Consider the following 16,104-nt stretch of genomic DNA (forward strand, 5'->3'; position numbering starts at 1 on the left):
CGTCATTCAATTGAAGGCAAGGGAATCCTTCTCAACTTTACCCCCTTGTGACCCGTCAACAATTAATTGACAGACCAGTAGTAAATAGCAGCTCAAGCCAGCCATTGCCCCCAGGCTGCCCCATTTTCGATAGCGTGTCTTCATCCTGTACCTCGCAGATAAGACGATGGTGTAGAGCGATCCGGCAGGCGTTCTGACTTAGAGAAGTTTGAGGGTTGAGGGTTGAGTTAGTTAATTCAACTCAACCCTCATTGTCCACAGCTCTTAACTTCCTTCACAGTTGCGGGACAGCGGTAGAGTCTCACTACACTTTCCCTGTTTCCTCCAACGGTTGCTTACCGTCGGAACCGAGTCGTGGGATTCAGCATACTTGATCAAGACGATATTAGAAAGCTCTTAAAGAGCTTTGTGGCTCAGTTGCTACTGCTGAAGCGTTTGCAGCATTTTAAGTCCATACGGATGTTCCCCGATTTTTCCTTAAAGCTAGACAGCTGCTTGCTGACAGATGACGATCGCGCTCTGTGGGTTACCCTTCCAATGGCAGCAACAAACCGATGACCCTATTGTTTGCCATGCCAGTATTGTTTGCCATGTCAGTATTGTTTACTTAGCCGTTCTTCGTTTCCTTCCCACTTCAACTACATTATTCTTGTCCACTTCGAGAAGCATCTTTCATTACAGCTTATTGCCAGTTTCCAACTAGAACATAAGGAGCCCAGAAATAGGGATGTTGATATTGGTCATTCCTTAGTAGGGCTAGTTGGGCAGAACGCAATGCTTCGGCTTTGGTCAACTTTGGTTTGTTGAGTTCTTGATAAAACTGCCCCATTAATGTTGAAGAGGACGCATCATTGACCTGCCAAAGCGTCGCCACTGTACTCCGTGCACCCGCTCGGACTGCAACGCCTGCTAACCCTAGGGCTGCTCGGTTATCTCCAGTGGCGGTTTCACAAGCGCTAAGTACCAATAATTCGAGTGGTTCCTTTTGACCAAGCTGCGAACGCTGCAACAAACTTCTCAGCTGATCAATATTGAGTTGGCCATCCCAGGTCAAAATAAAGGTATTTTCAAGCTGCGAACTGAACTTACCGTGGGTGGCAAAATGCACGATCGGAAAGGATGTCGTGCGTAAGTCTGCCTGAAGACTCTGATTCGTAAACTGGGTATCTAGAAGCACTCTGCTATCGGATACTTGAGACTGGATTTGTTTAAGCTCGGTGGCAACATTGGGGAGAGCAGAAAAGCCTAAACGGGCTTCGCTCAACCCGGCAATTAGTGCCCTTGAAGGCTGCTGTAGGCGGCGTTGAACGCCTAGTAATTGCAATCCCGGTGTGAGTGCGATGCTGTACTGTTCAACCAGGTACTGATTTTGTGTCTGGTCATGGAGAACCCCCATTGGCATGTTACGCAGGACTCCATCCAAGACAAAAACCAATGTTTTGATGTGCCGTTTCTCCAACTCTGCTTTTACAGGTCGAATCAGCCACTCATAGAGTTGTTGTGCAGGAGGGAGAAACTCAGATTTAGGAATATTGTCTTGCTTCAGAGAACCCTGTAGTTGATTGACGATCGCTTCAATGCGCTCATTGGTAATCTGCTCTTTTGCAGGAGTGGCATAGTAGAGAAGGGACCGACCAGGCAAGCTAACGATAACCGCTAAACGGTTTGGCAGAATGATGGGATAGAACACAGCAGAGACGGGATCCGCCTGGTCAATCTGTTCTGGTTTTGCGGTCAGGCAATCTTCTCGGAAGAAATTGACCAGTTCTGTCAATTGAAGGGATTCAATCACATTGCGAGCAGCCTTGAGATTCTCAGGGTTCGGGGCCGTGCTTTCCCGATCCAGGAGCAACGTGACGAGTTCTCGGTGAATGGGTTCGATCGTATCCCGAAAGGAGAACTGCTCTTCAGGTGTTGTGGTGACTAATTCCTTACGAACCGTTTTGAGGGTATTGACCGCTTCCTGATACGCGACGATGGCTGCTTGAGACTGTCCCTGGGCTTTCAGCACCCGCCCCAACTGCCACTGCCAGAGGTAGGTAATGTCTGCTGCCTGCATAGACTGAGCTAGAAAAAGGGCACGCTGAGTCATCGTCTGAGCATCGTTCCATTGCCCTGCTTGCTCATACAGTTGTCCCAAATTTCCTAACGCGTAAGATTCTGTACGCTGATGTTTTAACGCCTTTGCCTGTTGAGCAGCCGTAGCCAGGAGTTGAGCCGCAAGCGGCCTGAAGTTTGGTTGCCCAGAATTCCCATTGGCGCTATTTTGAAGTTTCAGTTCTGAATGGGCTGCCTTCTGAAGGCTTTGGGCCAAATTCACTCTGGCCTCGATCGCCATGCGGCTGAGGGGCAGACGATTGATCTGTTGTTGTACTGTTGGCAGCAGCGACTCAAACGCTGCCGCTTGTTGGGTCTCCACAAGCAGACTAAGTTGGTTAAGTTGTGCCTGTATCCGGGTGTTAGTGGCGTTGGTTGTGCTTGCTACTTGCTGATAGCGGCTTAGAGCCTCGTTCATCCGTTGATAAAAGTTCAGCGCCATGTCAGTGCCTTGAAAGCGACGCCCCACCTTACTCTCTTTAACCAGCTCTACTGCCGTAGTGAGAGTCATATTATTGCGGCTCAGGTCAGCGAGAGCCTGGGCACGTAGAGTGTTTCCCAGCTTGAACTGGGCGGTTGTGGCGATCGCGGGTAATTGCAGTTGTTCAGCAAGCCTTAGACTATGCTCCAAGAGGACTTGTGATTGCTCCAGGTTGCCTGTCACTCGTAAGGCTTCTCCCAGGCTTTGTAGGGCGATCGCAGTAGTGGAAACATGCGGCAGAGTGATGAGTTTTGCTTTCAACGCCTCCAAAGTTGTGGTTGCTGGTGGTTCTAGTCCTAGCACGGTACTCAAGGTCGCGATCGCCCGCCGATATAAGCCCATTGCTTGAAGCGCCTGAGCCTGATTGATTTGGCTCTCAACAAGCCGTTCCTGATTGCCCAACTGCTTTGCGATCGCCGTGACACGTTCCCATGTAGCCAGGGCCTGTGCTTCCTGCCCTTGAGACAGTTGCAGGTTTCCCTGAATATCTAGCGCTTGAGCCAGTGCAGAGAGCTGATCTGAGGAACCCCGGGCATCTGGTTTCCCCTGCAAGAGTAAGAGACTTTGAGCAATTGCCTGTGATGACTCGTCCAACTTGCCAAGTTGCTGGTAAGACAGAGCCAGATTGCTCAAGCTAAGCGCCTGCCGCAGCGTGTTTCCTTGAGTTTGATACGCTTGAGCAGCTTGATTGAATGCCGCCGCTGCTTCGATAAACTGTCCACTGCCATACAGCAGTCGCCCCTGCTGCTCTAGAGCTTGGGCCTCTGTTGAACCAGACAAGGCACGTTGCTCAGACTGTAAGGGGGGAGTCTTAGCGATGGCTGCTCCCTGTACAGTCACTGTGAGCGTGAACAGAAACAGAAGCATGAGAGTGATGACTCGTTGATGCATTGTGGGAAGAACCCATTGGTTCGTACGATAACGGCATGTGTCTAATGAGTGAGAAACTGGTTTGTCCAATAACTACTTTTTAGGTGGTGGATAAAGAGTGTTGATGGATTCTTGTATCAAGCGCTGCAATGTCTTTGTCATTTCTACAGATGGGTTTTTGACTTGACCAAGCACTTGCAGCGCATCAGACAATAACCCCCGTTCAGTAAAATAAGCGGCCTGCTGAATGGCGATCGCTTCCTCACTGGCCTTCGCGGCACGTAGTTTATTGGCGATCATTTGTAAATCAACCGCTATCTGGTTGCGTTCAGGTGCTGCCATTACCCGAAATTTACGATTCAATGTGGTAAGAGTGATCCCTGTTCCTGATGTTGGCTTTTGCTGACTCCAGGTTAAATTCCAAAAATATTTTTGACCGTGCTGTAACGCACGACCGTTGTATTCAGCCTTTTGATCAGCATTGGCAAGCGGCTTCTCCCAGAGGCTCTCAGCACGAAGCTGATCCTGGAATAATTCAAGCTTCTGTAGGGCGACGTTACTGGTAGCCTCTGTCCACCAGAAAAAGGACGGGCGATCGCTCCAGATCACATAATCCAAAAGTCCTGGCGCAATCGGGCTAACCAAGTCATCCCCCCGAGATCCTCCGCTTCGTCCTGGGAGTTTGCGCTTGAATGAGAGTTCCAACTGATCCAGGGAGGCGTTCAGCCGAGGCACACCCACCTGTGCGTGCGTCTGAGTCTCCAATGGCTCCAGCGCAAATTTCTGTGAAAAAAGCGAGGACTGCGCAAGCCCCGGCAAGCCTACCAAACCAACAACCGCCACCATCAATAGAGGTAACCACTTTTTAGAAATCTTACGCATTGGAATTCCTCCTTAAAACAGGTAGAGCGTATAGCCAAACCGTGACTAACGGCAAAATAAAGGGTAGTAAAACAGCCGCCGAGATATAGAGTTGCAGCGATAGTAGTATCCAGAGCACTGTGGCAATGGCAAGACTAGCGCTCAGGTGAAGTCGATGTGATTGCCTTCGCAGGTGCTGGCGCTGTTGACGTTTGAATTGCCCAACGATGCCTTTACCAATTAACGCCGCTACGCCGACCAGCCAAACGTCCGGTATGGGAATGACCAAGCGTTGGGTAAGTAGATGATGAATGGTGTAGGCATGAATTTCTCCACCTGGAAAGACCGATAGGTAGGCGGGAGAGTTTTCGGAATTGCCATTGGGAAAGGTGGCGGCATGGTTGTTGGGTGGCAGGCGATCGTGCCAATAGCTGACGGCAGCAGGGAGTGGCATGTAGTCTGCTTGATCGCGGGCAATGCCGCCAGCTTCGGTGTACCCACCGGCCATGATGATCACCACTTGTTGCGGTAGATTGGGCAATTGCAGGGGCTGATTGAGTAATCTCCAGGCAGCAACGCGATCATAGATGCGATCGGGGGGAATGGAAAAATCAATGATTGGCTGTAGCCAGGGTATCCCAATGCTGGCATAGGACCATTCGGCAAGCGGATGCACGTGTAATTGCATGAGGAATGCGAGTTTGGGGCTGTGAGCGGTTTCCTGCTGTACGACATCCAGCACTGCCGTGCGTAAATCGGTTTTACGATCGAGACCTGGTTGTGGGAGCTTCCCATTAGCCTCTTGATGAGCAGTCTTAAGGAGTGCCAATAGATAGGCAAAGGGGCAGGTCGGACGGCAATTTTCATCCGCATAGGGTAGTACCATGCGATTCGGAAAAATTTCAATACCCCCTTGTAAAGCCCACTGGCGCTCGGCGATTTTGCTCTCCTCAGTCACGAAAAGTTTTTCGGCCTCAAACTCCTCAGCAAGGGTTGCAAAAACAATCCAGCGTTGCTGCTGGATAGCCGCCGTTTGAACCGCATCACGTAAAGCTTTCTCGTTGCCAATGGGGCGATCGAGCAGATAGTCAAGGGCGATGATGGGAGCCTTCAAACCCACAAGACGCTTTACCAGATCCGCTAAATAGCTGCGGTTAATCGGCATTGGTTGAGCAATGCGAACATCCCGTCGAACGGATGCTTCATCAATCTGCACCAGAAGCACGGGCGGAACTGTCGCCGGAGGCACCTGGCTGGTGAAATCCCGATAAGCAGCTTGCATCCAGACTCGTTGATCGAGCAACCGATCTTGCACCTGTGGCACCAGGCTCAGCAGTGCACAGGTTGAAAGGGCGATCGCTTCCCACCGGGTCGGCATGACCTGACGCATCCACTGTTTCCATCCCCATGGTTGTATCCGAAATAAGGCCGCTCCGGGATGGCAGAACAATGACGGCACCAGGTAGGCGGAGGGGTAAGTGAGATTCTTCTCCAAGCGCAGAAACTGACAAGCCGCCAGCAGTGATTCATGCACGTCTTTGTGCTTGGCTAGACTATGGAGGAACTGCACCAAAAATTCCTGGGCCACGCAGTTATGGATTGGCTCTCGCATCACGGCGACTTGACTGAATCCCAAATCAATCAGTGACCCAGCAATGCTTAACCCACTACAGGAATTGAAGATTGCCACCTGAAGCCCTCGTTCTTTCGCAAGCGTTAGTTGAGGGGCAATTTCATCAATGCGGATGGAGGTATCGGGTGCGATCGCCAGTTCACCACCCGTGATCTCTGTTTCGTTGCTATGACCGGCAAAAAACAGCACATCCCAGCCTTGCTCATCGGCGATCGCCTGCCGGATGTGTTCCTTTACCTCAGCGGGTGTTTGGCCTGGTTGCCAACCAACAAAGGTAATCTCTGCTTGAGACGAGAGCGATCGCACTGCGACTTGGTCAGCCTGGAAATTGAGGCCGGTATCATCTCCCAAAATAGCCAGAATTCTGGCGCGACCGCGCGACTGGAGCCTCTGTAGGGCCGCTATTTTGCTTCGAATGGTGGCCGGAGCACGCACAATCCGAATTCTGCCAGTGGCAGCAAAATCCGTCCCAACTTCCCAGGCCTCCCAAGGAAATCGTGCCAGTTCAAGATCAGGACAGGTGAGAAAGACCTGAATGGTTTGAGTGTCTGCAGTAGTTGCTCCTAAGCTGGACTGAGCGATCGTCGCCCGAATATCAAACAATTCTGCACTCCGAAGCCAGAGATGAAATTGGTTGAGAAGTTTGGCTTCCGCTTCCACCAGTTTGCTATGCCAGTTTACGGTTGATGGGGTAAGACTACCGCCTGCGATCGTCCATCCCCGCAAAGGCGTTTCTACAACTGGGTCAGTGACGGGTGTTAGCGGTGTTTGAATGGTTTTGTAAAAACTGAGATAAACTCGCCGCCAATCTTGATAAAGCTCCGTCAATACCGTTGGATACTTCAGGGTTGCAACAAGCTGCTGCCCCTGCCCCCAGGAGAGTTCAAACAGGCAAGTCTGATCAACTTTTTGCACTTTCAAACGAAAGGGAGAGGAAAGCATGGCATTTCAAGCAAGTAATAACGGTGAGTCATAAAAGCGAGTCATAACCAAGTAGTAGACGCTAAGAACCCTATAGCAACACTCAAACAATTTTTCATACAGCGCTGTTTGGACAAACGCCATGGCTTTGTCCCCTCACTCCATCACCACGTCATTGCCATCATTAAAGGTAAAGGGAGGCAACGTCATCGCTACCGTATCCATCAGCTCGATCGTGACCCAAAAACGCTCGTTCCAGGTGCCGCCCACTTGAGCATAGAGGTAGGAGTTGGGGGCATCTTCCTGTAAAACTTGTTCGACTAATGGCTGGGTTTCATCGCGCAGCAGCAGCCGAGTGCCAATCGGTAGACGAGTATTGGGCTGGGCTCCCAGGATGATCAGCAAGGTCCATCCTTGAGTGGCAGTGGTTAAGGAGATCACCCAGGTAATCACGTGGATGCGCAGCGATGCATTCCCTAATTGAACGTCCTGATACGCTCCCCGTGCCTCTGGGGGAATGCGTATACCTCGATTTTCTAATTCCTCTTCCATCGATCGCAGTGCAGAAGCCTGGGCAAAGGCAGGCATCAGTACCCAGGCTAGTTCCTGAGCAATCGTATCAAGGCGATCGTGAAACCACAGACCAACATTGATCAGAGGTTGAGTTTGTTCTGCCTTGGGAGCAAGGCTTGCACTCCTCCCTACCGCTGCTCCTGATTGCACTCGATACAGCCAGTCCGCCAACTCAGGGAAAGTTAGTATCGTAGCGCCTTCTTCCCATGTTAGAAGCTGACTCAGTGAACATTGAGGTGATTGCAATTGAGGCAGCAGGTTGGTTAGTTTTTTCTGCACTTCAGCGATGGGGAGCAATGCAGGAGAAGCCGTTAGTCGGGGAAGTGCCTGTGGTTCTAGACACCGCAAATCCAACAGTAGTTCCGTCTCATCAGGATTAAACCAGCTTACTGGCAGCGTATAAGTCCAGTTTGATGATGCTTGCAATGCGTGAGACCGTTGCAGCTCAGCGACTTGATCACTACGGAGATAGCCATACACTTGCACCTGCATCTCTTCTTCCAACACCTGCATCAATACATAAAGGTGAGGCGCAAATTGGGGAACATCCATCACGGCTCTAGGAAAGCTAACGAGAGCATCCGTCACGCTGCCGATGGTCATTAAACAGAGACTGAATGCTCCCACTTGCAAGTTACAAACCGCTTCAATCAAATTGGCATATTGCGGTTGAAGAATAGAACAATGGGTGTCAGTGACATCCAGATCCGGTGCTCGTTCTGCCAACCACTCTTGAAAGCCGATAAGCGCCAGGGCTTGGAGGTAGACCGGCCATTGCTTCATCGGAGCGTGCACCGTTTGGCTGATCTGTACCGCCTGTTCAACCTGCTCAGGAGTCAGCTCGGTGTTGTCCAGCACCAGGAATTCCCAGTCGAGCGGGTCAGTAGAGTGGGTGGGTGGGTTAATCATGGGGCACCGATCCGTGTATCTAGGTGATGGCAAAGTCTTCGGGAAAACAGGCTGGGCAAGGGACTGTGTTTGGCAACAGCGGCTTCTCTTTCCGCTTCTTTGATCACATTAGATACTTGTTCTTCCAGTGCAGCTTCCACTCGATGATTCAAATCACGGAGACGACTGGGGTCTGCGAAATCTCTGGCTTTGTTAAGAACGGACTCGCCTAATAGGGTTAACAAACGCTGCCGAATATCGGCACGTAAGTCTTTTAGTTTGATTAAACGGGTTACCTGATACTGCGCCTCTAAGTTCAACGCAGCAGCAATTTCACTCATGGATCGACCCTGGCAGTGAAAGAGCTGCAAAGCCTTGAGAAACTGCTGCACTTTTTGCTGACCTTTGCGTTGCAGATAAGCGAGGCGATCGCTGGTCACCTGCTCGATCGATCCATCTAGACAGCGGAGAAATTGTTCACGATAAAACGTGATGAACTCAGTTTGATCCTCTTGATCAACCACTTCCTCAGGTGCCTGCAACTCTACTTTGAGGTGCTCTAAGGACTCCATTGGTACTGTGCCACCTCGAACCTGAATCCGGTAGTGACGCAGTTGGGTAGCGATGGTTTGGAGCCTGCTCATAATACGTTCGTTCGATTGGTTTGAGCCAGTGTGCTCGTACAGGTGCTGAGCAATGCGAGTGAGTTGATCCGGTGTGGGTGGTAAACACTCTTTTTTCCCTTTCAAAGCTCCAGTTGCTCGCGATCGCAGGCGATCGTCCCGGTAAACATCGTGATAAGACTGCAAGAGGTGAGAGGCCCGCTCACTCTCATCAGAGGTCAAGGAGTGAAATTCAGACAAAATCCGCTGAAGTTGGTCGGGTTTCGTGTCGTTCAAAATCGCCCAATCACTGGCGAGATAAACGCCGTGCTGTAGCAGAAAACGATGAAGCTCCCGATGCTGCCTTACTTGCCGTGCCACCCAGGTGCTTAACCCCGCTCGCTCTGGATCAAAGGTTTGCAAAATCTCACAGGCCAGAGATTGGTAAGGGTGAGAAGGGCGTTTCTGGGATCGGGCTTGACCGTCATCATTCAAAACCAGGGGGAACAAGTCATAGCGAGTAAAGCCGTGATGAGCGCTAAACTTTGCCTCCAGTCGCACACAGACCTGCTCGATTTCATGAGAAATAAAGCATCGCAGGCACCACTCTGCTAAATCACGAGTTTTGCTAGAATGCTCAATCACTGCCTGATGGATCAGGCTTTGAGAGTCAAGACGGAATGAGCTGGGGCTCTGTTTAACCGTATCTGGTTGCTGCAGTAGCTTGAGGAGTTCCTTCTGAAGCAACGCGTCAGGCACGTCAGCTTGAGACATGAAATTTGCGAATTGCTGGTGCAAGAATGCTTGGGCGATCGCATTCTCCTCCGCTTTACGCCGACCGGCTGCATCAATTCGTATCAGTCGCCAGTATCTCGATGCCGAACCCATGATGTTCTTACCTGTTCTGGATGAACCGAGTCAAGACATTAATTACTTCACCTCCTTTTCATTGTGTTCGGAAGAGTTCTGCTTTTTTAACTCTTGCAATCCTTCTTGATTCTGAAGGGAGCAGACCTATGCAACATTGGTCTGTTTTGAGAAACGGTTGCTAGACCATTGCTATCTGCATACGTCCTTTGTGCCCAGAAACAGATCACAGTGAACGGACAATCATGCACTGAACCATCCTCAAAAGCCTTTAGACTTTTGAGGATTTTTTTAGCTATAGCTACAGCCAATAGTGTTAGGACACCGCCTCTTTGAGCACGGACTCCATCGCCTGACGCAGAGAAGGCGCTTGAGCGAAGCGCTTGCGAATGCGACTTTTGAGCCAAGCGCAACACTTTTCAATCCGGTTGAGATCGGGCGAATAGGGCGGCAAGTATAAGAGGCGGCAACCGGCCGCTGCAATCAAAGCGGCGATGCGTCCGCCGTGATGAAAGGTGGCATTATCGGCAATCACGACCTGTCGGGGTTGGAGGTCAGGAATGAGGCAGGTTTCCAGCCAAGTCTCAAAGACCACTCGGTTGCAAGCACCTTCGACCGTAAACGGAGCCAGGAGCCGCTGTTCACAGTAGGCGGCAATCATGTTGACGCGACCACTGCGGCGTCCTGCTTTGAGGGTTGCCAAACGCTGACCCCGTGGACTCCAGCCATAGCCATAGTCGTCGCGTTCGTCCATGCCCGATTCATCAATGTACACCCGTTGTGCCGGGGGAATCGTGGCCAGTTGGTCTAAAAACGCGGCTCGTTTGGTTTCGTCGCGCTCGCGATAGCCGTAAGTCTTTTTTTTCGCGTCCACCCGATGCGTTGCAAGGCACGACTCATGCTGCGAGTGCTGATCTCGCCCGCCCACAAAGTGGCCATCTCTGCTTGCGTTCGATCCGCGTGCGTTTGGGCAAACGCCGTAAACGCCTGCCAATCAGTAATTTTGTTGACCGTGCGCTGAGGGCGATTGGATTTAGCTTGGTAATCACCAGTGGCGGCTTGCCGCTTCAACCACAAGTCAATCGTGTTGCGACTCAGTTGAAAGATTTGGGCCGCTTCGCTTTTGCGCATGCCATCCAACTGGATCGCGTTGATAACTTTTTGCCGCAAGTCGTAACTGTATGCTTTGCCCATCTTCTTCTGCCTCATTCGGTCGTCAGTCTCCCCTGAGTCTATGTCCTAACAGTCTCGTGCTATAACAAATCTTCTTTTGCATAGGTTCTCTGACCTCAGAATCATGTCTGCTTGAGCAGGTAAGTAGACGGTACTAAAGCCTCTCTACTGTAAATGTATTGGCTCTACCACCTTAATAGATTCCACCTGAGCAAAATTACTCAACTGACCTATGCTAGCCCTCCAAATGAGTCCGCTTGAAGTACTAGAACGCTCTGATCAATCTGCCAAACTAGAGCGCTCGAATCAATCTGCTAAAACTGATCCTGTGCTGTTTCAGGGAGTTTTGGAAAGTCTAATCGATGGTGTTTTGATTTTGACCCACCACGGTGAGTGGGTACACAGTAACTATGCTGCCCACGAAATCTGCCAGCAACTGAACCAGGGACAGCCATCAATCAGGGCAGTACCGCAACCGATTTGGCGAGTCTGCCAGTCATTAATAGAAAGCCGTGATCTTTTTCCGGATCATCCATTTATTATTGAGTCAGAGATTTTTCTCAGCCGCTTGTCCAGAATTCGCATTCGAGCGAGATGGCTAGAACTGGGAGATGTGCAGTCTCCTTATCTGTTAGTGATCCTGGAAGATTGCTACCAGTCCTTACAGCGTCAGTCGATCGCTGAAGCCCAGCAATACAATTTAACACCTCGACAAACAGAGGTCTGGCTTTTACGTCAGGCTGGCTATAGTTACCAGGAAATGGCCTCAGAACTATGGATCTCAAAGGACACGGTGAAAAAGCATCTGAAAGCAATCTACGCCAAACGGCGAGAGGTACTGGAGTGGGATGAGTGAAATGCAACAGTACCCTCAAGGGTACTGTCAAGTCTTGTGAAAGACATCAAGATATAAGCTGATGCAGTAGTTGATACAGCATGCTTTGTTTGCTTGTAAAACCCGATTCGGAAGAAACCTGGCTAGTTTAAGCAATTGCTGACAACAAAACACCATAATCTATGAAAGGGGAATTCTAATGGCTTATCTGACTCTTGTCAGCATCACATACCAGTGCCAAGAATGTGGCGAGAATGACTTGGTGGATCTTCATATCCATTTTGATGGTGAACTAATGGCTAAAGTTCAGGTTCACTGCAATGGGCAGGAAGAGTTTATAATCGATCCGTTGACGCAAACTCGTCCTAGAAAACAGTTTAATTCAAACATGGATCAACCCATTACGGTGCTCATTAATGGCGAATCTGCATACCTGTGTACTAATGGATATGTCAGGGCAGTTGATTATACATTAGAAGAGGCAACTGGCAATGTTTCCACATGCTACGCCTGCAACCTTTGTATCCGTTATAGAGTAGATACTGATCTTTTACAGTTGGTGGCCGATTACAGTCTCGAAGTTGTGACGATAACGAGTCTTACCGTGAGAAGTTTAGTACGGCTTATCTTGGCATGGCCCAAACGCTTTTTCTCTCGTGAAAAAGACTCTACCAATTCACTCAATTAATGTCATACGCAGGCAAGACAAGTAAGATGCTTTAAGGGTACTCAGGCAATGAAAAATTTAAGAAAACAACTTTTTCTTGTTGGCATTGCCTTTAGTTACCTGGCAACCTTGAGTCCTGCAAAGTCTCAAATTATCCCTGACAACACTTTACCCGTAAACTCTCTGCCATCTAGAGCAGTAAACTGTCCTGGCACCTGCATTTTGGGTGGTACTCGGAGTGGGACTATTAACCTCTTTCATAGTTTTTCTGATTTTAGTATTGTTGAAGGGGCAACAGTCACCTTTTTTGATCCCGGTGTTGTTAATATCATCACCCGTGTCACAGGAAGCAGGCGGTCCGATATTTTAGGTACGCTCCGCACCTCTACAGGTAGCACGGCTAATTTGTTCTTCTTAAATCCTAACGGGATCACTTTTGGTCCTAAGGCCAGATTAGTCCTAGGTGGATCGTTTGTCGCTACAACTGCTAATGCATTTGAATTTGAGAAGCAAGGTTTTTTTGGCAGTATAAACACGAGCAGTAATCCATCACTTCTGACGATAAATCCCTCTGCACTGTTGTATAACCAAATTTCCAGATCAATCGTCAATCAATCTCAAATTCGTCCAAGTCCTGGCCTCCCTCCTCTCGGTCTTCAAGTATCTAGTGGTAAGAGCTTACTCTTGGTAGGTGGTGATGTAACATTAGACGGTGGTTTTATAAGTACATCTGGTGGGCGCGTTGAGTTGGCAGGGGTCAGGGATCAAGGAAGGCTGGAACTAAATATTAGTGGCAATAATCTTAGTCTGATTTCTGTGGATACTACTAAGCTCGCAGATATATTGCTTAAAAATGGGTCTGAGATTGATGTGTCTCGTAATGGTGACGCAGGCATTGTTGTAATCAAAGGGAACACTATTTCTCTAGATAATAGTCGCATCGTAAACGGCACTTTTAATAAGGGGAAAGGCGATGGACGGATAGATATAGAAGCCAATAAGGATATCATTCTCAATCATAGTCAAATTCAAAGCATTACCCGTGATGAAGGTGGAAATGCTGCCTCGATAGTTGTAAGCGCAGATAATAGTATTCAACTCCAGAAGAACAGTGAAATCACTAGTGTTAGCGATGAAATTCGGAAACCTACCCAAGGGAACAGTGGCAGCATCCAGATCGCCACTGGTTCTCTTTTATTAAGAGACAACTCAACGGTAGGAGTGGAAACACGATCAGAAGGAGATGCTGGTCGAATTTCCATACAAGCTACTCATGTGTCCTTAGAGAAGGATAGTAAAATTCTTAGCTTTTCTGGTAAAAAAGCACCAGGGGTCATTCCTAACGCAGGTGACATTGATATTCGTGTAAATGGGGCACTCACGTTCGCTGATACCTCTCGTATTAATGCTCGAACATTTGGCAAAGCATCTGCCGGAAACGTGACGATTGTCACAGATAGCCTCACCGTAACTGGGCCTAACAGTGGGTTGTTTACCAACGCCGAACTAGGCTCTTCCGGCGATGGTGGCAACATCACCATCACTGCCAACCGTTTTGAAGCGACCAATGGCGGTCAACTTAATGCGACGACATCTGGCAGTGGAAAGGCTGGAGATATTACAACTCATGTCACAGGTACACTAACCCTAACCGGAGCGAACAGCGGGTTATTTGCCAAAACCGAGAAAGATTCATCTGGGACTGGTGGCAACATCATCCTAGAGGCTAACCGCTTTGAAGCGGCTAATGGTGGACAACTTAGCGCGACGACTTCTGGTAGCAAAAAGGCCGGAGATATTACTGCCAATGTTACAGATAGCCTCACCTTGACCGGAGCGAACAGCGGGTTATTTGTCAAAACCGAGAAAGATTCATCTGGGACTGGTGGCAATATCACTGTAACTGCCAACCGTTTTGAAGCGACCAATGGTGGGCAACTTAACGCGACGACCGATGGTAGTGGAAACGCTGGAGGTATTACCACTACTGTCAAAGATCGCCTCACCCTTACCGGCACTAACAGCAGGATCTCTAGTAGCACGAGCAGTGCTGGAGATGCAAAAAACATTACAGTGACGGCTCCGACGCTCATCGTGAAGGATGGAGCGCAAATTTCAGCGGCTACAAGTGATCGAGGCGCAGGGGGTAGCATCACCGTAAATGCCGATCGCCTTGAAGCAACCAATGGTGGCCAACTTAACACAACGACTTCTAGTAGTGGACAGGCTGGCAATATTACAGCGAATGTTATACATAGTGTCACCTTAACCGGCGCTAACAGTGGTTTATTTGCGAGCACAACGGAGCGTTCAACTGGAGATGGTGGCAATATCACGATCGACCCAAGGGTTGTTCTCATTCAAGATGGCGCAAAAGTTGCAGTTAATAGTGATGGCGATGGGCGGGGTGGCGATATTAGAATTCAGGCAGGGAAGCTGATTCTGCGCGATCGTGGTTCGATTACGGCTGCCACGGCTAGTGGCGAGGGTGGAGACATTGCATTGAATGTGCAAGATCTATTACTCCTGCGTCAAGGCAGCGAAATATCATCTAAGGCTAGTAATGCGGGTAACGGTGGTAATGTTCTTATCAACAATCTGCCCGGATACAAAGGATTTGTTGTAGCCGTTCCCTCCGAAAACAGTGACATACGAGCCGATGCCTTTTTAGGCAATGGGGGCAATATTACAATTAACTCCAATGGTGTTTATGGCTTTCTGCCAAAACAGCAAGGTCGGTTGGACACGCCTTTCAGCGACATTAATGCCAGTTCTGCACTTGGCATCAATGGTACTGTTACGATTAGCACTCTGGAAATTGATCCCAGTCGGGGGCTTGCCGTAATACCTGTCGATTTAGTTGACCCATCTGGGCTCATTTCTCAGCAGTGTGCGCCCAGTGGCAAGCAGGCGAGTAGTTCCTTTGTTGCGACTGGACAAGGAGGCTTGCCGCCCAACCCTACTGGAGTATTGGGTGGTGAGACCGTGATTATTCGCTTAGCAACATTAGAAGACCATCAGACAGGACAACCCACTAGCATGCAGGCTATCCCTGTAGCAACCAAACCTGTACACGCGATCGTAGAAGCACAAGGATGGGTAACGAGGTCAGACGGTGTGGTGACGCTTGTGGCAGAAGCACCCGCTACCACCCCCAAGTCCCTTTGGGTAAGGGTTCCTTCCTGTCAGCACTAGCACTCTTACAGCGGTTCTCGATCAAGTAAGTCACAGTCTTGCTCGAATGGGTGTGGGGTGTAGGGTATCGGGTGTGGTGAATGCAAATGAAAAAGGCTGTATGTCATGCGCGAGGAAAAGTAGAGATATTGGGGAGAATTCGGCAGTTAATCGTTCGGCTTAACATCATTGCCTCTCCATCAAGAAATTTGTGAGACTGCTGCGCTACCTGCCTCTTGTTACAGATTTATGTGCTGGGAGATAGGGTTAGGATCGATCGTGCTTGTGTCATTTATAAGCAGGATGATCAAATTGACATTCACGCTTCGGCAGTCCAGCGCCATTCCTTATTGCATTAAGGATGGCGCGGTAGAAGTTTTACTTATCCCTTGTATCTTGAGGGTGGAGAGATAGACCGATTGCCCTTAGATGCTTGACATCGTGCAGAAGCTAGGGTCATCT

At 49.5% G+C, this 16,104-nt stretch carries 9 protein-coding genes and 1 riboswitch; of the genes, 3 read left to right on the forward strand and 6 right to left on the reverse strand.

The features are described 5' to 3' along the window. Positions 1-166: 166 nt before the first annotated feature. Positions 167-367: riboswitch (cobalamin riboswitch) on the reverse strand. Between the two features lie 315 nt (positions 368-682). The 6 genes from C7B82_RS31000 to C7B82_RS31025 all read right to left on the reverse strand — a co-directional run bounded on the left by C7B82_RS31000 (position 683) and on the right by C7B82_RS31025 (position 10,987). After that, positions 683-3,445, reverse strand: coding sequence for a CHAT domain-containing protein (locus tag C7B82_RS31000; protein ID WP_181357811.1), 2,763 nt, complete (start codon positions 3,443-3,445; stop codon positions 683-685). A gap of 96 nt (positions 3,446-3,541) precedes the next feature. After that, positions 3,542-4,330: a hypothetical protein gene (locus C7B82_RS31005; protein WP_106261191.1), complete on the reverse strand. Its 789-nt coding sequence runs from the start codon at positions 4,328-4,330 to the stop codon at positions 3,542-3,544. Further along, positions 4,323-6,884, reverse strand: a complete 2,562-nt coding sequence (locus tag C7B82_RS31010; protein WP_106261193.1) for a CHASE2 domain-containing protein — start codon at positions 6,882-6,884, stop codon at positions 4,323-4,325. The genes C7B82_RS31005 and C7B82_RS31010 overlap by 8 nt, the downstream gene beginning before the upstream one ends. 135 nt (positions 6,885-7,019) lie before the next feature. Continuing rightward, on the reverse strand, positions 7,020-8,345 hold the full coding sequence (locus C7B82_RS31015) for a DUF1822 family protein (protein ID WP_106261194.1): 1,326 nt from the start codon (positions 8,343-8,345) through the stop codon (positions 7,020-7,022). Then, a complete protein-coding gene (locus C7B82_RS31020) occupies positions 8,342-9,814 on the reverse strand; it encodes a hypothetical protein (RefSeq protein WP_106261196.1) in 1,473 nt (490 codons plus the stop codon). Before C7B82_RS31020 ends, C7B82_RS31015 begins: the two co-directional genes overlap by 4 nt. A gap of 295 nt (positions 9,815-10,109) precedes the next feature. Next, positions 10,110-10,987, reverse strand: a protein-coding gene (locus tag C7B82_RS31025) for an IS630 family transposase (RefSeq protein ID WP_245940175.1) whose coding sequence is annotated in 2 segments (ribosomal slippage) — positions 10,110-10,655 and positions 10,658-10,987 — 876 coding nt in all. Because the reading frame shifts where the segments join, the coding sequence is not laid out codon by codon here. 211 nt (positions 10,988-11,198) lie between these two features. On the opposite strand from C7B82_RS31025, the gene C7B82_RS31030 reads away from it, so the two are divergent. The 3 genes from C7B82_RS31030 to C7B82_RS31040 all read left to right on the forward strand — a co-directional run bounded on the left by C7B82_RS31030 (position 11,199) and on the right by C7B82_RS31040 (position 15,663). Further along, a complete protein-coding gene (locus C7B82_RS31030; RefSeq protein WP_106261198.1) occupies positions 11,199-11,822 on the forward strand; it encodes a helix-turn-helix transcriptional regulator in 624 nt (207 codons plus the stop codon). Between the two features lie 178 nt (positions 11,823-12,000). Next, positions 12,001-12,489 (forward strand): hypothetical protein, encoded by a 489-nt coding sequence (locus C7B82_RS31035; RefSeq protein ID WP_106261200.1) that lies wholly within the window; start codon positions 12,001-12,003, stop codon positions 12,487-12,489. Between the two features lie 48 nt (positions 12,490-12,537). Next, on the forward strand, positions 12,538-15,663 hold the full coding sequence (locus tag C7B82_RS31040) for a two-partner secretion domain-containing protein (RefSeq protein ID WP_106261201.1): 3,126 nt from the start codon (positions 12,538-12,540) through the stop codon (positions 15,661-15,663). Positions 15,664-16,104 lie beyond the last annotated feature (441 nt).

Origin of the sequence: Stenomitos frigidus ULC18 (assembly GCF_003003795.1) — a bacterium.
GTDB lineage: Bacteria > Cyanobacteriota > Cyanobacteriia > Leptolyngbyales > Leptolyngbyaceae > Stenomitos > Stenomitos frigidus_A.